General features: G+C 66.2%; 19 protein-coding genes. 11 read left to right on the forward strand and 8 right to left on the reverse strand.

Translation table 11 applies throughout. The features are described from left to right. Positions 1–97 precede the first annotated feature (97 nt). Entirely contained in the window at positions 98–973 is an 876-nt protein-coding gene (locus ACIA8C_RS20915; protein WP_397137433.1) for an LLM class F420-dependent oxidoreductase, read from the reverse strand. Between the two features lie 207 nt (positions 974–1,180). On the opposite strand from ACIA8C_RS20915, the gene ACIA8C_RS20920 reads away from it, so the two are divergent. The 3 genes from ACIA8C_RS20920 (at position 1,181) to ACIA8C_RS20930 (ending at position 3,317) form a co-directional block, all read left to right on the forward strand. Beyond that, a complete protein-coding gene (locus ACIA8C_RS20920) occupies positions 1,181–1,882 on the forward strand; it encodes a class I SAM-dependent methyltransferase (RefSeq protein ID WP_397137033.1) in 702 nt (233 codons plus the stop codon). A 14-nt stretch (positions 1,883–1,896) separates the two neighbouring features. After that, positions 1,897–2,781 (forward strand): virginiamycin B lyase, encoded by an 885-nt coding sequence (locus ACIA8C_RS20925; protein ID WP_397137035.1) that lies wholly within the window; start codon positions 1,897–1,899, stop codon positions 2,779–2,781. Between the two features lie 128 nt (positions 2,782–2,909). Next, on the forward strand, positions 2,910–3,317 hold the full coding sequence (locus ACIA8C_RS20930; protein WP_397137037.1) for a hypothetical protein: 408 nt from the start codon (positions 2,910–2,912) through the stop codon (positions 3,315–3,317). 19 nt (positions 3,318–3,336) lie between these two features. On the opposite strand, the gene ACIA8C_RS20935 is transcribed toward ACIA8C_RS20930, so the two are convergent. Then, positions 3,337–3,786 (reverse strand): DUF4231 domain-containing protein, encoded by a 450-nt coding sequence (locus tag ACIA8C_RS20935; RefSeq protein ID WP_397137039.1) that lies wholly within the window; start codon positions 3,784–3,786, stop codon positions 3,337–3,339. Positions 3,787–3,857: 71 nt separating this feature from the next. Between ACIA8C_RS20935 and ACIA8C_RS20940 the strand changes: the two genes are divergently transcribed. Beyond that, the gene (locus ACIA8C_RS20940) at positions 3,858–4,799 is read left to right on the forward strand and encodes a hypothetical protein (protein ID WP_397137041.1); all 942 of its coding nucleotides are present in this window, start codon (positions 3,858–3,860) and stop codon (positions 4,797–4,799) included. 10 nt (positions 4,800–4,809) lie between these two features. On the opposite strand, the gene ACIA8C_RS20945 is transcribed toward ACIA8C_RS20940, so the two are convergent. Continuing rightward, positions 4,810–8,919 (reverse strand): TIR domain-containing protein, encoded by a 4,110-nt coding sequence (locus ACIA8C_RS20945; protein WP_397137043.1) that lies wholly within the window; start codon positions 8,917–8,919, stop codon positions 4,810–4,812. A 128-nt stretch (positions 8,920–9,047) separates the two neighbouring features. Between ACIA8C_RS20945 and ACIA8C_RS20950 the strand changes: the two genes are divergently transcribed. The 5 genes from ACIA8C_RS20950 (at position 9,048) to ACIA8C_RS20970 (ending at position 13,082) form a co-directional block, all read left to right on the forward strand. Beyond that, positions 9,048–9,539 carry a hypothetical protein gene (locus ACIA8C_RS20950; protein WP_397137045.1) on the forward strand — a complete coding sequence of 164 codons (492 nt, stop codon included), beginning with the start codon at positions 9,048–9,050 and terminating at the stop codon, positions 9,537–9,539. 272 nt (positions 9,540–9,811) lie between these two features. Continuing rightward, a complete protein-coding gene (locus ACIA8C_RS20955; RefSeq protein WP_397137435.1) occupies positions 9,812–10,402 on the forward strand; it encodes a DinB family protein in 591 nt (196 codons plus the stop codon). A 76-nt stretch (positions 10,403–10,478) separates the two neighbouring features. Then, positions 10,479–12,014: an FAD-dependent monooxygenase gene (locus tag ACIA8C_RS20960; protein WP_397137047.1), complete on the forward strand. Its 1,536-nt coding sequence runs from the start codon at positions 10,479–10,481 to the stop codon at positions 12,012–12,014. 35 nt (positions 12,015–12,049) lie between these two features. Continuing rightward, the gene (locus tag ACIA8C_RS20965) at positions 12,050–12,712 is read left to right on the forward strand and encodes an SGNH/GDSL hydrolase family protein (RefSeq protein ID WP_397137049.1); all 663 of its coding nucleotides are present in this window, start codon (positions 12,050–12,052) and stop codon (positions 12,710–12,712) included. A 142-nt stretch (positions 12,713–12,854) separates the two neighbouring features. After that, entirely contained in the window at positions 12,855–13,082 is a 228-nt protein-coding gene (locus ACIA8C_RS20970) for a hypothetical protein (protein WP_397137051.1), read from the forward strand. A gap of 109 nt (positions 13,083–13,191) precedes the next feature. Here the strand turns inward: ACIA8C_RS20970 and ACIA8C_RS20975 are convergent, their stop codons facing one another. From ACIA8C_RS20975 to ACIA8C_RS20985, 3 genes are read right to left on the reverse strand one after another with little or no spacing between them, the layout of a single operon-like run. Then, positions 13,192–13,605, reverse strand: coding sequence for an O-methyltransferase (locus tag ACIA8C_RS20975; protein ID WP_397137437.1), 414 nt, complete (start codon positions 13,603–13,605; stop codon positions 13,192–13,194). Beyond that, positions 13,542–13,712, reverse strand: coding sequence for a hypothetical protein (locus ACIA8C_RS20980; RefSeq protein WP_397137449.1), 171 nt, complete (start codon positions 13,710–13,712; stop codon positions 13,542–13,544). Before ACIA8C_RS20980 ends, ACIA8C_RS20975 begins: the two co-directional genes overlap by 64 nt. Before the next feature lie 33 nt (positions 13,713–13,745). Then, positions 13,746–14,237 carry a MarR family winged helix-turn-helix transcriptional regulator gene (locus tag ACIA8C_RS20985; RefSeq protein WP_397137053.1) on the reverse strand — a complete coding sequence of 164 codons (492 nt, stop codon included), beginning with the start codon at positions 14,235–14,237 and terminating at the stop codon, positions 13,746–13,748. A 111-nt stretch (positions 14,238–14,348) separates the two neighbouring features. Here ACIA8C_RS20985 and ACIA8C_RS20990 point away from each other — a divergent pair, with 111 nt between their 5' ends. Together ACIA8C_RS20990 and ACIA8C_RS20995 are read left to right on the forward strand one after the other, a co-directional pair. Beyond that, a complete protein-coding gene (locus tag ACIA8C_RS20990) occupies positions 14,349–14,693 on the forward strand; it encodes an EthD domain-containing protein (RefSeq protein WP_397137055.1) in 345 nt (114 codons plus the stop codon). Then, complete coding sequence (locus tag ACIA8C_RS20995; protein ID WP_397137057.1) at positions 14,690–15,040, forward strand: hypothetical protein; 351 nt, start codon at positions 14,690–14,692, stop codon at positions 15,038–15,040. The genes ACIA8C_RS20990 and ACIA8C_RS20995 overlap by 4 nt, the downstream gene beginning before the upstream one ends. Before the next feature lie 5 nt (positions 15,041–15,045). Here ACIA8C_RS20995 and ACIA8C_RS21000 read toward each other — a convergent pair whose 3' ends face one another. Both ACIA8C_RS21000 and ACIA8C_RS21005 read right to left on the reverse strand, forming a co-directional pair. Continuing rightward, complete coding sequence (locus ACIA8C_RS21000; RefSeq protein WP_397137059.1) at positions 15,046–15,819, reverse strand: TIGR03084 family metal-binding protein; 774 nt, start codon at positions 15,817–15,819, stop codon at positions 15,046–15,048. A gap of 173 nt (positions 15,820–15,992) precedes the next feature. Then, positions 15,993–17,471 (reverse strand): DHA2 family efflux MFS transporter permease subunit, encoded by a 1,479-nt coding sequence (locus ACIA8C_RS21005; protein ID WP_397137061.1) that lies wholly within the window; start codon positions 17,469–17,471, stop codon positions 15,993–15,995. Positions 17,472–17,520 lie beyond the last annotated feature (49 nt).

Genomic DNA, 17,520 nt, shown 5'->3' on the forward strand with positions numbered 1-17,520 from the left:
TCTTGGCACGGGTGCTGTTACGGCGTACGTCAGGCACCATCGCGGCGTCAAGCGCGGGTCAGCTTTGTGCTGATGGCGTTGGCCGAGGGAACAGCGGCTATCCGAGGTCGGCGAGCCGCGGCACGGCCGGTGCCATGCCGTCGATCCACGCCGCCGGTGCGCCACCCATCGGGATGACCACGGCCTCGTGCACCCCGAGTTTCGCGTAATCGGCCATCCCGCGCACGAATTCATCGAGCGTGCCGGGCGTCGGCCGCGGGTTGCTGGCGATGATCGTCGTGCGGATCTCCCGGTAGTCCCGGCCGACGTCGTCGCAATGGCGTCGCAGGACGTCGAGCTTGTGCCCGACATCCTCCGGAGACGAGCCGACGAGATTGCAGGCGTCACCGTATTCGGCGACGAGTCGTAGCGTCTTACGTTCCCCGCCACCGGCGATGAGAACCTTGGGCCGGTTGATCGGCTGTGGTACGCAGAGCGTCTCGGCCAACTGATAGTGCTTGCCCTGAAATGGCCCGTCGCGCTGCGGATCCCACATCTGCGCGCAGATCCGCACCGCCTCTTCCAGCCGCTCGAACCGTTCCGTGACCGGCGGGAAGGGCACCCCGAGCCCGCGATGCTCGCGCTCGAACCAGGCGGCGCCGATACCGAGTATCGCCCGCCCGCCGGACAGTACATCGAGGGTGGCCACGATCTTGGCCAGCAGGCCGGGATGCCGATAAGTCACGCCGCTGACCAGCAAGCCCAGCCCGATCGTCGAGGTGTGCGCCGCCAGATAACCGAGCGTGGTGTACCCCTCCAACATGGCCGACTCCGCCGGAAGCCCGGTGAGCTCGATCTGAAAATAATGGTCCATGAACGACAACCAGCTAGCCCCCGACGCCTCCGCCGCGACACCGACCCGGCCCAGCTCCCCGGCGAAAGCGACGGAACCGCCCTCGATTTCGAAAGTAGAGAGATGAAAACCGAGATCCATGAAATCCCCCCAGCGCATGGATGATTCGTATCTCCACGGTAGATCCCGAGCGCTCGATTAGCGACCCAAGTCGCCCAATCCCATCGCTTAGCGATGAACCAACATTCAGTGGCACACTCCGATGGTTGATCCGAGCGTGGGCGAGCTTGGCGTGTCAGCATGGGCTGCATGACTCCGGTCCCAGATAACCGTGCAATTTCCGTTCGGGTGAACGACTATGACAGCTTTGCTGAGGCGTACACGGCGGAGAACGAGGGCAACCTTTTCAACGCTCACTACGAAAGGCCCGCGATGTTGGCGCTCGCCGGGGACGTGGCGGGGCGACGGATTCTCGACGCCGGCTGCGGTTCGGGGCCGATGTTCGCGGCGTTGCGCGATCGTGGTGCCATGGTGGCCGGCATCGACGCGAGTGCTGGAATGCTCGAGCTGGCTCGGCGACGGCTCGGTCCCGACGCGGACCTGCGGCTCGCCGACCTGGCCCGCCCACTGCCGTTCTCCGACGGCGTGTTCGACGATGTCGTCGCGTCCCTGGTCCTGCACTACCTGAAGGACTGGGGACCGACACTCGCCGAACTGCGACGGGTTCTGACCACCGGCGGTCGTCTCCTCGTTTCGGTCGACCATCCCTTCGTGGCCTACGGCGTGCAGCGCCTGGCCGGGCGCGACCCCAACTACTTCGAGACCTACCAGTGGAACTTCGACTGGACCATCGGCGGCCAGACCATCCCGATGAGCTTCTGGGCGCGTCCGCTACACGCGATGACCGACGCCTTCACCGCGGCAGGCTTCCACGTCTCCGTCATCAGCGAGCCGCAACCTGTCCCCGCCGCCCGCGACCTGTTCCCCGAGGAATACCAAGCCCTCACGGCCGCCCCTTGCTTCCTGTTTTTCGTCCTACAGGCCCTGTGATGGAAGGAGCAGCGATGTGGCGACGGTCTGATGATCTTGTGGTTCAGGAGTTTTCGGTGACCGACGCTGGGGCGGGGCCCTACGGAATCACCACTGGTGCGGATGGTGCGCTCTGGGTCACGCTGGTGCACAGTGGTGAGATCGCGCGGGTGACTATGGAGGGGGCTGTCGATCGATATCCGGCTGGGAGTCGACCGTCGATCATTGTGGCGGGTGCGGACGAAGCGTTGTGGTTCACTCGGTCCGGCGACGACCATATTGGGCGCATCACTACCGATGGTGCCCTGTCGGCGTTCGAATTACCTTCGGGCAGTGGTCCGTTCGGTATCTGTGCCGGTCCGGACGAGGCCATGTGGTTCACCGAGATGAATTCCGGTCGGATCGGCCGGATCACACTCGAGGGGGCGGTCACCCACTTCGACCTTCCCGTTGCGGGTGCGTTCCCGGCGATGATCGTGTGTGGTCCCGATGACGCACTGTGGTTCGCCCTAAATCAAGCCAACGCCATTGGCCGCATCGATCTCGACGGCAAGTCCACGCTGTACGAACTGCCCGATCCCGGTGCGCCAGTGGGTATCACCAGGGGCGCGGACGACACGATGTGGTTCGTGGACATCGCCGCCGGCCGGGTCGGCAATATCACCCAGACGGGCACCATCAGAATGTCCCCGCTGCCAGATCCGGCGGCGAAACCGCATGCCATCGCCGCGCTTCCGTCCGGCGACTGCTGGTTCACCGAATGGGGTGCCAACCGGATCGGCCGGATCAGCTCCGACGGCACCATCACCGAATTCGACCTAGCCACACCGGAATCCGAACCGCACGGCATCACCGTCGGCCCCGACGGCGCGGTGTGGACCGCATTGGAAACCGGTGCCGTCGCACGCATAGCCCCATGACTACAGCGGTCGGCCAACACTCGGAGATAGTGCCGAATACCGTGCAGTAGCAGGGGTCCATTCGCGGGAGCCGCTATGTGGCACTGCGCGGGCGATTTGTGTCGGTGGCTGATGGCATCCTGCTGCTCATGACAGTCTGGGATCTGCTCGCCATCGACAGCGCTCTGCGTGCGAGTTGGGCGGGGGATACCTGTTCCCCGGATGACGTTGCCAGGGCGGGTTGGCGGCCGGAGAATCCCGCGTGGGGGCAATGCGACATCACGGCCTTGATCGTCAACGACATCTTCGGTGGTGATCTGATCGTCGGTGAGGTGTGGTCGGGTGCGGAACAGCACGGTTTCCATTGGTGGAATCGCCTGACCACCGGCGTCGAATTGGACCTGACCCGTAGCCAGTTCCGCGATGGTCAGGTCGTCACCAATCCCCGGGTTGTCCAACGTCCGCGTGGTCGACTACCGCGGCGACGGGATGAGTATCTCCTGTTGCGTCAACGCGTGATCGACCAGCTAGGTCACCTGCCGCCACTAAACAGTTGACCGCAGGGACAAACTCCCCTCAGCCCGCTGTTTCCGGTCGCCGTTCCTGTTCGGAGAGCCAACCCGTGTTCTCGTTTCCGACAACACCTTCGACCCGTTCGACCAGGATCGACCGCCGGTCCGGCGATCGGTACGGGCCGCTGGCGGCCAGGTAGAGGTACTTCTCTCGCTTCAAGGTCTCGGCGGTGCCGCGGTAGCGCAGCCAATTGGTGTGCCACTGGAATAGTTGCTGGGCGCCCTCGGCGATCACCACGAGGGCGGCGATCGAGGCGGTCAGTCCGGCGGGGGCGGAAAGGGCGGCGACCACGGGTACCGTGGCGCCGACCGCGATCTGCGCGAACTTGACCCGCTTGTACATGCGCTGTGCCTGTGCGCCGTTCGTGCTGTACCAGCGCAGCTGTTCGTTCAACCGCACCCATACGGGGTCGTTCTCGTCCACCGACCCGTCCTGCGGTTCCGTCTCCGGCACTGCTCACTATTAGCACGTGCGTGGTGGGCGTTGTGCCGATCCGGCACAAAGAGTTACGTGATAATCGAGGGATGAAGGCGCGGCTGTCCATGCGGTGGCTGATCGGCGTCGTGGTGCTGGCCGGGGTGGTCATCGCGGTGTGGGCGTGCTGGCCGAGCGCGCCGCGGGTGGTGCAGGCGACGGGGTGGCAGGCGCAGACCGATCTGCCGATGCTCGTGACCGGGCCGAGAGGCATTGTCGTGGATCGGAACGGCGACGTGTATGTGGCGGAGTCCGAGCACATTCAGCGTCTGGCCGCCGGGAGTTTCCGGCCGGAGCGGCTGCCGATACCGGAGCTGAAGAGCCCGGACAATGTCGCGTTCGGCCCGGGTGGGGAGTTGTATGTCGGCGACTACAACATGCAGCGAGTAATGAAGATTTCGGCGGATCGCCGGACAACCGTTGCCCTTTCGCTCACCGACCCGGCGGGTCAGGATCTGTCGACCGCCGGATCGGCGATGGACGCGGGCATCGCCGTCGACCGCGCGGGCACCCTGTTCGCCACCGATCCCGAGAAATCCCGGATCGTCAAGCTGGCCGCGGGATCGGCGACCGCCGAGGTGCTGGCGACCGTCGAGCACCTGCGCCCCCCGATCGCGGTGTCCGACAACGGCGATGTCGTCGTCCTCGTTTCGGATCCGGCCCCGACCCTGCTCACTTTCCGCGGCGGAAAGTCACCCGCGGTGCCGACGCCGATCCCGAACCTGAAATACGTCACCGCGATCGCGATCGACCACCGGGGTAATCGGTTGCTTGCGGATAACGATCTGGAGTTCAGTTCGGCTGACGGTGACTTGACCTCGACGACAACCGCCACGTTGTGGCGCCTTCCGCCGGACGCGGCGACGCCGCAACGACTGCCGTACACCGACCTCGGCGAGATCGCCGCGGTCACGGTGGACTCGTCCGACACCATCTACTACACGGATCGCTCCAGGCTCAGCCGGGTGGTGCGGCTCGCACCCATGGGATGAGGGCTTGTTGTCATCCGCAGGTGTCGCGGTAGGGGAGCTCTTGGATGTATTGGCGCCAGCCGTCCGGCCCAAGGGCGGAACCCACTGTCTGGCAACCGATTTCGGCTGGATCTCGACGAAGGTCGTGCAGCCGGCGCAGGTCCCAGTCGACCACAGCGCCCTTCTCGTGGCCGGTGATGAGCTGCTTCGAATCGGCGGTGAAGGTAACCGACTTGATGTCGAACGCCCCGGCATCCCGAGGCTCACCGATCCGCGTCGGATGTGCCGGGTCGCCGACGAGCCACATCTGCACCTGCTGGTTGCCGTAGATGGCGAGAATCGTTCCGGTCGCATCGAATTGGGCGTGGAAGTCCCCGATGTCGGGTCGTACGGCGTTGCCGACCGGTGCTGGGTGCGCGGGGTCGGCGACGTCCCAGAACTGTCCTGCGCGGTTTTCGATGACCACCAGCACTCCGGTCACCGGCGAATACGCTATCTGCGTGTTTTGCTCGAGCGGTAGGCCGCCGAGCCGAATCGGACGGTCGGAGTCGGTGAAGTCCCAGAAGGTCAGCTCCTTGTGTTCCCAGCCCATCGCGAGGACCCGGCCGTCCGCGGTGAACGAGATCTGCCACATGACCGCATCGCGGATCCCGCGCCCGAGCCGCTTCGGCGCATCCCTGATCTCGATATCCCATGCCAACGAGTTCTCGTAACTGCCTGCGGCGAGCCGCTTGCTGTCGGGAGAGAACGCGAGTGTGGTCACGTTCTCCGCCAGCCCGGTCAGGGGCACGCCGAGGCGCCGAGGGTGCTGGCGGTCGCTGACATCCCATAGCGCCACCGTCCGATCCGCACCCCCCGTCGCCAAGGTCTTGCCGTCCGGTGACAGTGCGATACAGCTGATTCGGTTGTCGTTGAGGTAATCGAAGTGCTCGGTGTCGAAGGTCGCGGTGCGCACCGGCATGCCGAGGTTGCCAGTCGCCCACAGATCGACTTTCCCGCTCCTGCCGCCGACCGCGATGAGATCGCCACTCGTCGCGACGCCGCACGGAGCGGCGACCATGCCTGTTTCGCCCGTGAATGGCCGACCGATGGGCTGTGGTTGAGTGTGTGCGTCGATCGTCCACAGGGTGGTTCGGCCGTCCGGTCCGCCAACCGCGAGAATTCCGTTCGCCGAGAACGCGATCGCGGTAATCGCCGCGGGCTGGCCGACCAGCCATGGCCCCGCTCGAACCGTGTTTGCCGTGTTGTCCAGTACCGATAGGGCGACACCGTTGTTCACAACTCCGGCGATGATATCGCCCGCCGGCGCGAACGCCAGCCGTGACCAGCTCGTTTCGATGCCTGGTTGGGCACGCGGGTGCGCCGGGTCGGTGATGTCCCAACGTGCGGCACCGCCCGTCGAGGGTGAGACCACCAACTGATGGCCGTCGGGTGAGAATGCCAGGTGTCGGAGGACCGCCGGTCCGAGCCCCGCTCCGCCGACCGGACGCGGGGAATGCCGGTCGGAGACGTCCCATATGGTGAGGGCTTTGATGGTGGCGGTCGCCAGAAGCTTGCCGTCCGGCGAGAATTCGGCGGTTTCGATGCTGTCTTCGCCAGGCAGCATCGTCGCCGTTGGGGCCGGGTGCTCGGGATCGGTGAGATCCCATAACGTGGTCGGCTCGGTGTACGCGCTACTGATCGCCAACATCGTCGCCGGTGCGAAGACGAACTTGAGTTTCGCCGGAATAGAGAGGGCTGCACGTACTTTCGTGTGCGGATGCGCCGGATCGGTGATGTCCCATTGGATCAGGCCGCCCACACTGGATGATTCGTAACTCGGCTCGCTGTGGCCCGACTGGCCCGAGCGTGCGTCCCGGGCGTTGAGGTCGAGGCCCGCGCCGGTGAGCAGTGTCCTGCCGTCGGGGGTAAAAGCGACATCCGTGGTATCGCTGATGCCCGTCAGCGGTTCGCCGAGCGGCTGTGCTCGGCCGGCGTCGGACACGCCCCAGAGGGCCACCGTCCCACCTGTTTGCTGGATGGCGAGCGTCCGCCCGTCCGGCGAGAAGTCCAGTCGATCAACGTTTTTCGGGGGACTTTCGATGGTCCCCGCATATCGCGTGGTGGACAGCATGTTGATCAGCCACTGCCGCGTCTCACTACCCGGATCGATCCGATCGGCCGCCAGCCCGAGCCGGATCGCCGTCCTCGGATCGACATCGCGCAGTTGATCCGCCTGCGCCAGCAATTGCCGCGCCACCGCGGTATGCTGCCGCGCCACCGCGTGCTGTTGTTGCACGATCGCGACAACGGCGGCTACCAGCGCGACGCACAGCAGTGCCGAAAGCACCACCGTCGCCCGGCCGCGGCGCAAGCGGTCGCGCCGATAGCTGTGTTCGAGGAATTCCCTTGCCCGCGAACTTGTTTCGACTCGTGTCGTACTGAGTTGCCAGAGTCGAGGCGGCCAGTGGTGCAGTTGCGATCGTGGCAGCACGCGCAGGTGAGCGCCGGTGTCCTTCATGGCCGCGGCAAGCCGGTCACGCTCCCACAGGCGCACCGGCTTGCCGTCCTGTTTCCATTCCGCCGCCGCGATTTCCACGGCGCGCCGGGCCCGCAGTGCCGCGCTCTGGTCCGCGATCGCCTCGCTCAGCGGTGACCAGTTCCGCAGGAACGCCTCGTGTGCCGCCGAGACGACGATGCCTTCGTCCTCCTCGGCGGTGATGAGCAGCCGATGGGTCACGAAGGCGTCGATCACCTGCTGCGCCGATTCGCTCAATTCCGCGCGCGCGACCCGATCGCGGGTCGGTACACCGTTCTCGTCGACGGTGACCAAACGCAGTAGCACCGCGATGATCTCGTCGCGCGAATGACCGGTCGTCGCCTGTGCCTGCGCCAGTGCGGTATCCGCCTGACGAGTCAAAGCGCCTCGGACACCACCGATTTCGCGATAGCGACGATGGGAGAGCAGGTCGCCGCGCCGCAGCCCGTCGGACAGCTGCTCCAGGGTGAAGGCGAGTAGGGGGAGAGCCTCGCCGGTGTCGGTGTCGGCGAGCAGCGCGTCGACCAGCCCGTCTTCTATGGTCAAGCCCGCCACCCTGGCCGGGCCCTCGATGACCTCCCGCAACGCGTTCTCGCGCAGCGGCTGTACCGGGTGCGTCCGGGTCTGGATGCGCGACAGCGCGGGATCGGTGCCGAGCTGATCGAGGAATTCCGGTCGGAGCGTGGCAAGGATCTGCAGCGGTCCGCCGACCGCGGGAATGAGCAGGTCGACGAAATCGGCGCGATCCCGCGCTGCCGTGCGCCGCAGCAACTCCTCGAACTGGTCGATCACCAGCAGCAGCTTGCCGTCTACCCCGGCCTGCTCGGCGAGCAGGATATCCTGGGCGATATCGCGAAGCCCGTTGCCGACCAAGCGTTCTCGCAGCGATGCCGACTCGAGGTCGATTCCCGCGCGCCGCTGGGCGACCGCGAGTGATCGGGCCAGCGCGGCCACCGGATCGGTGCCGGGGACCATCGGCTCGAGCGGCACCCACAATGATTCCTCGGCGATCAGCGGAATGACGCCCGCGCGCACCAGCGAGGATTTCCCGCACCCCGACGGGCCGATCACGAACTGTATCGCCGTCTCGGCGCGAGTCGCCGGCTTGCGCAACAACTCCGCGATGTCGGCGGCCTCGCGGGCACGACCGAAGAACACCCGATGCCGATCGGTGTCGAAGGCCGCCAAACCCGGATAGGGCGATCGATCGTCGGACCAGCCGAGGCCGCCGCCCGCGTCGAGCCTGCGCAGCGCCACCACGAGTTTCTGCCTGGCCGCCACTGGATCGGCCGCGGCATTGGACTGCTGCAGCGATTTCAGCAGCGGATGGACCACATCGGCGGCCACCCGGACCGGCAGTAGCCTGCTGCCGTTGCCCTTCGCGATGCCGACTTCGGCCGCGCACCACACCGATTCGAGATAGGTCTGGGTGACGACACAGACCACCGCATCGGCCCAGCGCAGCCGCCGGTAGAGCTCGGGCTCCCACTCCTCGCCGACGATCAACCCGTCGACCGGGTGCAGGTCGAGGAAGACCTCGTGCCCGTCGTCGACCAGCCAGCCCCGAATCTCACTGGCCCATTCGCGATCCGCGCTCGCGTGACTGATGAATACTCTGGCCAACACCCCTCCAGACGGAAGGCCGTACTGCCAGCACAACGGTACCGGTCAACGGTCGAACCGCGCGTGCTTTCCTGATCCGGTCGCAGCTATCGTGAGTAGCCAGGCGCCTTGGCGCAATGGCGAGACCGATGACCGAAAGGAAGTCCGTGGAAACCATCGCCGAGGGCGTCTTCGAAGGTGGTGAGCCGTACCTTCGGGTGGGTAGTGGCCGGCCGCTGGTGTATCTCGCCGGGTTCGCGCTCACCCACGCCAACCCCACCGGACGGATGCGCCAGATCGCCTTGGCGAGCGTGCAGGGGCTGGCCAGTGCCGGTTTCGAGGTGTACTACACAAGCCGGGCGCCTGGTCTCGCGGTCGGCACGACGTTCTCCGATATCGCCGCCAGCCACGCGGCAGGCCTGGCCGCGCATTTCGGTGAGCCGGTCGACGTGCTCGGCCACTCGACCGGCGGCGACCTGGCACTGCAGCTCGTCGTCGATCATCCGGAGGTGGTGCGCCGGGCCGTAGCCGCAAGTGCCGCTTACCGTTTGGGGCCGGTGGCAAAGCGGGCGCAGCTGGCAATGATCGCAAGCCTGGAGCGGGACGGCCGCCAGAGATGTTCGCCGACACCGCGCGCCTGATGCCGCACGGAAAGCTCGTGATGTACCCCGACGCGGGACACGCCATCGTCACCCGAGCCGACTTCGTCACCGACGTCACCGCATTCCTCAACGCGCCCTGAGCCTGCGGCGTCACGCGGCCTGTGATGGCCGCTCCGCCGTTGTATCTGCGGGCAGCGTCTGATCCGCGACGACACGTCGCACCAGATTGGCGAGATATCCCCCACTGCGGCAATGGCTATCGGGGCGTTGGAAAGTCGGTCGGGAGGGTCGGCGCCTGGCAGAGTGCTGGTATGACAGTTTCTGATCCGAAGGCGGATCTGCACCGTTATTTGCGTGATGCCCGCGAAGTCATGCTGTGGAAGCTAGATGGTTTGTCGGAGTACGACATTCGCCGACCGATGACGCCTACCGGGACTAACTTGCTGGGCCTGGTCAAACACCTCGGCGCCATCGAGTTCGGCTACTTCGGCGATACCTTCGGCCGCCCGTACAACGAACCCATTGCCCAGCAGGATTTCGAGGGCGATCCCACCACCGATATGTGGGCCACCGCCGAAGAATCTCGGGCGGACATCATCGGATTCTACCGCCGGGCCTGGGCGCATGCCGATGCCACGATCGACAGCCTTGATCTCAGCGCCGAGGGCTCGGTTCCGTGGTGGACCAAAGACAGCGTCGTCACGCTGCACCGGATTCTGGTGCACGTGACCGCCGAAACGAATCGGCATGCCGGACATGCCGATATCGTTCGCGAGCTCATCGACGGGGCCGCCGGACTGCTCGCCGGTAATGACAACATGCCCAGCAGTGACCAGACCTGGTGGCAGAGTTATCGGTCCAAGCTGGAGGATGCCGCGAAGCAGGCAGCCGGACTCGGCTGATCGCTCGGCGAGGCGGCGGAGTCCCGCGCAAGCATCGTGCCAGGGCGGTGCAAGAGTCCTCGAAAAGCATTGGTTCATGGATGAATTCGATGTGGTGATTGTGGGGGCGGGCCCGGTGGGGCTTTTCCTCGCCTGTGAGCTCGGCCTCGGGGGGTGCGCGGTGCTGGTGCTCGAGCGGGAGCCGGAGCCGCATTCCCGGTGGCGGGTAGAACCGCTCGGGATGCGGGGTCTGTCCGCCACGTCAGTGACGGCGTTCTACCGCCGCGGCATGCTGGCTCCGCTGATGACGGCGTCGGGCGTGCCCGGCGATCTCGGCGTAGGTGCCGACACGGACGAGCCGTCCCGTCCGCGGAGTGCAGGCCACGTCGCAGGCATGGTGCTCGATCCGGCGATGATCGATCTCGCCGCGCTGCCGTTCCGGCTGCCGAGTCCGGCCTCGGAGTCCATGATGACGAGCCTCGACGCGGTGGAGACGGTGCTGTCGGAGCGGGCGGCCAAGCTCGGTGTGCAGGTCAGGCGCGGGGTCACGGTCTCGGCTGTCACGCAGGACGAGGCGAGCGTGGTTGTCGAGGCCGGCGAGGACACCTACACGACGCGTTGGGTCGTCGGTTGCGACGGTGGACGCAGTGCGGTGCGTGGACTCGTCGGGTTCGAATTCGTTGGCACCGAGCCACAATTCACCGGCTACGCCATGCTCGCCACCATCGCCGATCCGGAGAAGCTACGCCCGGGGATCAACCTGACGCCGACGGGCATGTACATCACGATGCGCGCGCCGGGCCACATCGGCATGAACGACTTCGACGGCGGCGCGTTCGATCGCACCCAGGAGCTGACTCGCGAGCATCTCCAGGCGGTGCTGCGCCGGGTGTCGGGCACCGATGTGACACTGAGCGACGTCCAGCTCGCCTCGAGTTTCACCGATCGGGCGATGCAGGCGACGACTTACCGGCAGGGGCGTGTACTGCTCGCGGGCGACGCCGCGCACATCCACTCGCCGCTCGGCGGGCAGGGACTCAACCTCGGCATCGGCGACGCCGTGAACCTGGGGTGGAAGCTCGCGGCGACCGTGCACGAGTCCGCGCCGGAAGGGCTGCTCGACAGTTACACCCGTGAGCGTCATCCGGTCGGTGCCGGGGTGCTCGACTGGTCGCGTGCGCAGGTGGCGATCATGCGACCGGACCCGCACTCCCGGGCGATCCAAGGCGTGCTCCGCGATCTGCTCGGGACCCGTGATGGCACGACCTACGGGTTCGAGAAGCTGTCGGGCTCGTCGATCCGTTACGACCTCGGCGGCGAACACCCACTGGTCGGCCGTAGTGTTCCGGACTTTCGTTTCGATGACGGCACGCGCCTCGGCGACCTGATGCAGGACGGGCGCGGCGTCGCGCTCGATTTCAGCGACGAACGATCGCTGCGGGATTCGGCGATGTTGTGGGAGAGCCGGATTCGGTATTCGGCCGGGACGGCGAGGAACGATTTCGGATTGGGTGCCGTGCTCGTCCGACCCGACGGCATGGTCGCCTGGGTGGCTGATGGCGACCCTGATCGCGAGGCGTTCGAGCTCGCCGCGAGCCGTTGGTTCGGCTCTCCGGCGGTCACCGCACTGTGAATTGTTTCCTCCCCCCGTTGAATTCAGGAGTGCAAGTGACGATTACCCTCCGCCCCGGAACGATCGTGATGTTCACCGGCGATTCGATCACCGACCCGCAACGACTCGAGAGCCGAGACGGCCGCCGGTTCGGCTACCCCCTGCGCATCGCCGACGAGTGGGCGCTGCGGCACCCGGACCGCGCCGTGACTTGGCTGAATTCCGGACTGGCCGGCAGCAAGGTGCGCGACCTCGAATCCCGTTGGCAGGCAGACGTACTCGACGTGCGCCCGGACGTGGTCTCGATCCTGGCGGGCATCAACGACGTCGGCTGGCGCACCCTGGACCCGAACGGTTACCCGATCTCCGCGCAGGACTACGCGGCAGGTTACGACCGCCTGCTCGCGCCCCTTGCCGAGGCCGGCACCGAGCTGATCCTCATCGAGCCGTTCCTGCTGCCCATTCGCGGCGTTGTCCAGAAGCGCGACGTGCGCATCGACGAGGCGGTCCGTAAGGAGTGGCGCGCCGATCTGGACCTGAAAATCCAGGTCGTGCACCAGCTCGCCGCCGATTACGGCGCGCACCTGCTCGCCGCCGACGAGATGTTCGCCAAGCTGTCCGCGACGACCGAGCCGGAGTACTGGGCCGAAGACGGCGTGCATCCGACACCGGCCGGGCACGCCGCGCTCGCGGAGGCATGGCTGCGGCTGGTGGCGTAATCGCCGCCGATTCGGAATGTGGCCCGACGCTTGTGAATATCTCCAGCAGCGAGAGGGTTCCATTGTGCCACAACCAAATGTTCATCGTCGATTCGCGCATTCAGAGGTTGCATGAAAACATCTGTGCCAGTTGACTATCGGAATGCGGCAGACATGGTCACCGCATCGTCGCAGTGCCAAGGAATTCGGGGAGCAGATGCTGTTCTGGGCAACCATCGCAGGCGCCGCACTTCTCGTGCTGCTGTTACTTGCCGCGGCGGCACGAGCCATGGATCCGCGTGGCCAGGACGAGCGCAGGCGCCGCACGAGTGCTGACTCGCGCGAGCCTGCGCTGCCACAGGAGTGGCCGCAAGCCGGGCGGCCGTCCTAAGCCACTTTCACGCAGAGTTCGGTCCCGCCGTGCAGCGGCAGTGTCACCGATACGAAGCCGTTGGCCGGATTGCGAACGTAGGCAAGGAAATCGGGTTCGGCGTTGTCGTTCATGACGTAGCCGCCGACGCGTAGTTCGGGGCGATGATCTCGATGACTTCGCGGGCGAGCGAGGGGTCGGCGCCGAGCCAGCCGTCGATCAACGCGAAGTCGACCTGACCGCCGAGGTCGCGCAGCGTCGTGCGCGCGTCGCCCTCGCGGATCTCGGCGTAGTCGGCGAGCCCGGCCTCGGCGAGGTTGGCCCGGGCGCCGGTGACCTTGGTGGGCACGATCTCGGATCCGATCACCTTGCCGCCGCCGTTGTCGCGCACGGCGGCGGCCGCGTAGAGCGTCGACATGCCGACGGAGGTCGCGAATTCGACGGTCCGGGTGGCGCGGATGCCACGGCACAGCAGGTAGATCAGATCACCCTGTTCCGGGGCGATCGAGTAGCCGTACCTGCTGTAGTCGTGCGGATCACGCAGGCGGCCGTCGCGTGGGTCGTCGGGCCGATATTGTTGGGCCCCAGCAGTCTGGCGATGACCGCATTGATCGAGCTGTCGCGGAGCGGACGGTGCGTCTCGGTGATCATTGGATCTCCTAATCCGTTGCAGCCCAATATGATTCAGGGCGCCACCTGTAGCTTGCCGATAAGAGCTTCTCGCCGCACGGTCTCGGCGATGCCGGACAGTGCCACGCCGAGGTGGCGGCGCTGCGCCGGAGTCAGCGGGTCGAACACGAGCCGGCGCACCTGCTCGACATGTCCCGGTGCGCTGTCGACCACCTTCTGCCTGCCCTCGCCGGTCAACGTCGCCAGGGTGTAGCGACCGTCGCCCGGGTCGATTCGGCGAACGATCCAAGCGCGCGTCTCGAAACGGTCCATCAGTTTCGACAGCCGCGGCAGCGTGCTGTTGCAGACCCGGGCCAGCTCGCTGAGTCGCATGGTTTCCTCGTCGGCCATCGACAAGCGGGCGAGCACGCTGTATTCGAAGTTCGAGATACCCGCGTCGCGCTGTAGCTGCCGGTCAAGGGCCGTGGGCAGTGCGATCACGACGGTGAGCAGGTCCTGCCAGAGTGCCTGCTGCTCGGCGTCGAGCCACGGCGTCGATTCGTCCATGCGGTCCACCTTAACTTGCCTCGGCAAGGGATATCACTTGCCTGGGCAACTCAACATGGTCTAGCTTATGAGTTGCCTAGGCAAGTCAATCTCGATCGCAAGGAGTATTCGATGATCAAGCTCAGCATCTTCCTGACCCGGCGGGCAGACCTCACCCACGAAGAGTTCGTGGACTACTGGACGTTGAAGCACACCCCGCTGATCGCGAGTGTGCCCGGCGGCGAGGTCCCGGTCCGGCGCTATGTCCAGCTGCTGCCCACCGATGACCACATCGACGGTGTCACCACGATCTTCTACGACGGTGTCGCCGAAGTGTGGGTCGACGACATCGCCGACGCCGCACGCTGGTTCACCTCCGAGACGTACACCACGACCATCGCCGAGGACGAGGAGAAGTTCATCGACCGCTCGAAGACTCGCTTCCTCTACACCGCCGAGACGCCGATTTTCGGTTGAGCACCGACGCGCTGTCCCCGGGCGACCTGACGATCAGGCCGCCCGGGGACGCGCCCACTTCCGCGGGCTTCATGACCCACAGCTTCGCGGTCTTCCGCCGTCCCGACCTCAGCGCACACACCGAGGTCTTCGATGAGTGGGCCGTCGACGCACTCGGGCGCGGCGATGTCGACGCCCTTGCCGATTATCGGCGTAAGGCGCCCGGCGCCTCGGTCGCGCATCCGACGGCCGAGCACTTCGTACCCCTGCTGGTCGCGGTCGGCGCCGCGAACGATCCAGGCAGCGCCACCAGTGCGATCGAACGCATGGTCATGGGCAACTCGATCCGTTCGGTACAGCTGAACTGAACTCTTCAGAGGAAGATGCGGGCGATTTCCAGCCACTTCTGTGCGTCCGCGCCGACCGCGGTGAGGTCGGTCTCGGCCAGGGTCCGGCGTTGGGTGACTCGGAGGCAGAAGTCGCGCGCACTGCCCTGCAACCGCTGCTCGGCGTCTTCGGGGCCCCACGCCCAGCTTTCGCCGTCCGGACCGGTCAGCTCGATACGGAACGGCTCTGCGGGAGTTGGCAATTCGGCCGTATAGAAGGACAGCTCGCGTCCGGTGATCCCCAACGAGGCGATATGCCGGAGCCGACTCGTCGGGCGGTGGGCGACACCCACCGCGTCGAAAATGTCCTGCCCGTGCGCCCAGGTTTCCATCAGTCGCAGCGGCACCATGAGCGCCGCGGTCAGCTGCGAGCCGTACCACGGAAACGGCTGGTCCAGTGGAATGTCACGAAGCGCCGCGGCCACCTCGATGCGGCCGGCGCGCCATCGTGCCAGTAGTTCCGATCGGGGTTCGGCCGCTCCGGCGGCGGCGTCGAGATCGCGGAATCGGCTGCCTTCGGTCTCCGCGTACTTCAGTACGGCGTCGAAGGCAGCCGGGGTCCGGATGGCGATGAGGACGTTCTCGTCGGCCGACGCGAGATGAGCGATCTGGTGGGCGATCGTCCAGCCCACTGCCGGTGTGTCCGTTGACCAGTCGGCCTGCGCTGATACCAGGGCGTCGAGCTCATCGCCTTCGGCCACCAAGTCGGGCAGCGCGATATCGCGCCGCACATCGGACATGTCGATGCCGTAATCCAACATCCAGTAGCACCTTCACACGCATTGACGGCAAACCCGTCGGTACGGGCAGGCTGCGATTTCGCAGGTTCGTTTCGAGCCTATGGGTGCTGGCCGGAGCTCAGCAATCCCGGTGGCCTGCGGTGTTACCGAAAACTGATAGTCGGCTTGCCGCAAAACCGTTCGCGGACATCCGCTTACGCGGCGGAGTGGTCGATGGGTAGGGGGCCGGTGCGGAAGAGCAGTGCGGCCAGGGCGGCACCGCCGAGGAATACCGCCGCCGCGATCCAGAACACCAGGTGGTAACCGCTGATTGTCGCGTCGGCGAGGGTCGCGGCGTGCGTGGTGCGGTAGTTGTCGATCGCTGTCGTGGCGAGTGAACTGAACACGGCGAGCCCGATGGCGCCGCCGATCTGCTGTGCGGTGTTGACCGTCGCGGAGGCCACGCCGGCGTCGTGCGGTTGCACACCGCTGGTCGCGGCGTTCTGGATCGGGCCGAAGATGAAGCCGAAGCCGAGGCCGGTCACCAGCAGGGCAGGCAAAACGCCGGTGGCGTAACTTGAATCGGTGCCGATGCCGGTGAGCAGCGCCATTCCGATCGCGGCGAGCAGGCAGCCGACGGGTACGAGCGGGCGCGGGCCGGTGCGCGGCATCAGCGCGGTACCGGAGAAGACCGCACCCACCATCACCATGGCGATCATCGGCAGGAACGCCGCGCCGGACCGAATCGGGCTGAACCCCAACGTGTTCTGGAGGTAGTAGGTGAGGAACAGGAAGACCGCGAACATGCCGGTGCCGGTGATCGCGACGGTCAGGTAGGCCGAACCGCGGACGCGGTCGAGCACCACATGCAGGGGGAGCAGGGGATGCCGGGTGCGGCGTTCGATGAGCACGAACGCCGCCAGCAGCAGGATCCCGGCGATGATCGGAGCGAGCGTCGCGGGGGCGTGCCAGCCGTGTGATTCGGCGTTGCCGAGCCCGTAGACGAGGCCGGCCAGGCCGAAGACCGCGGCGGCGGTGCCTGCGATGTCGGGCCGAACTCGCTCGGGACGGTCGCCGTCACGCAGAAACATCAGCGCGCCCGCGAACGCGATCGCCGCGATCACGATGTTCACATATAGGCACCACCGCCACGAAAGTCCTTGGGTGAGAACCCCGCCGAGCAGCAGCCCCAAGGCGCCGCCCGCGCCGGAGATCGCGCCGAAGATGCCGAACGCGCGGCCGCGTTCCTCGGCGTTGTCGGCGAAGGTGACCGACAGCAGCGACAGTGCCGCGGGCGCGAGCAGCGCACCGAACACCCCTTGCGCGACCCGTGCGACGAGCAGCACTTCCAGACCACCGGCGGCGCCGCCGAGCGCGGAGGCCGCGGCGAATCCGCCGACGCCGATCAGGAACATTCGCTTGCGCCCGAAGAAGTCCGAGAGCCTGCCGCCGAGGAGCAGGAGGCTGCCGAAGGCCAGCGCGTATCCGGTCACCACCCACTGCCGGTCGCCGCTGGAGAAGCCAAGGTCGTGCTGGGCGCTGGGGAGTGCGATGTTCATGATGGTGTTGTCCACGATGTCCATCAGCTGGGCCAGGCTCAGCACGACCAACGCTATCCATCGATTTCGGCCACCGTGTTTGTCGGCGATCGGTATCGAGTGGTCGGACTCGGGTGTCGAAATGGCAGAACTCATGATGACCTCTTAGTCAGATGCGTAGGCGTCATCGCCGATGCGGACCTGC

This window comes from Nocardia sp. NPDC051321, from assembly GCF_044455225.1.
Classification (GTDB): Bacteria; Actinomycetota; Actinomycetes; order Mycobacteriales; family Mycobacteriaceae; genus Nocardia.

Bases quoted from the DNA above. Each gene is read 5' to 3' on its own strand.
- ACIA8C_RS20990 (WP_397137055.1), top strand. From the start codon at position 14,349: ATGATCAAGCTCAGCATCTTCCTGACCCGGCGGGCAGACCTCACCCAC.
- ACIA8C_RS21005 (WP_397137061.1), bottom strand. From the start codon at position 17,471: ATGAGTTCTGCCATTTCGACACCCGAGTCCGACCACTCGATACCGATC.
- ACIA8C_RS20955 (WP_397137435.1), top strand. From the start codon at position 9,812: ATGACAGTTTCTGATCCGAAGGCGGATCTGCACCGTTATTTGCGTGAT.
- ACIA8C_RS20950 (WP_397137045.1), top strand. From the start codon at position 9,048: ATGACCGAAAGGAAGTCCGTGGAAACCATCGCCGAGGGCGTCTTCGAA.
- ACIA8C_RS20970 (WP_397137051.1), top strand. From the start codon at position 12,855: ATGCGGCAGACATGGTCACCGCATCGTCGCAGTGCCAAGGAATTCGGG.
- ACIA8C_RS20940 (WP_397137041.1), top strand. From the start codon at position 3,858: ATGAAGGCGCGGCTGTCCATGCGGTGGCTGATCGGCGTCGTGGTGCTG.
- ACIA8C_RS20925 (WP_397137035.1), top strand. From the start codon at position 1,897: ATGTGGCGACGGTCTGATGATCTTGTGGTTCAGGAGTTTTCGGTGACC.
- ACIA8C_RS20980 (WP_397137449.1), bottom strand. From the start codon at position 13,712: ATGATCACCGAGACGCACCGTCCGCTCCGCGACAGCTCGATCAATGCG.
- ACIA8C_RS20930 (WP_397137037.1), top strand. From the start codon at position 2,910: ATGACAGTCTGGGATCTGCTCGCCATCGACAGCGCTCTGCGTGCGAGT.
- ACIA8C_RS21000 (WP_397137059.1), bottom strand. From the start codon at position 15,819: ATGTTGGATTACGGCATCGACATGTCCGATGTGCGGCGCGATATCGCG.
- ACIA8C_RS20915 (WP_397137433.1), bottom strand. From the start codon at position 973: ATGGATCTCGGTTTTCATCTCTCTACTTTCGAAATCGAGGGCGGTTCC.
- ACIA8C_RS20985 (WP_397137053.1), bottom strand. From the start codon at position 14,237: ATGGACGAATCGACGCCGTGGCTCGACGCCGAGCAGCAGGCACTCTGG.
- ACIA8C_RS20960 (WP_397137047.1), top strand. From the start codon at position 10,479: ATGGATGAATTCGATGTGGTGATTGTGGGGGCGGGCCCGGTGGGGCTT.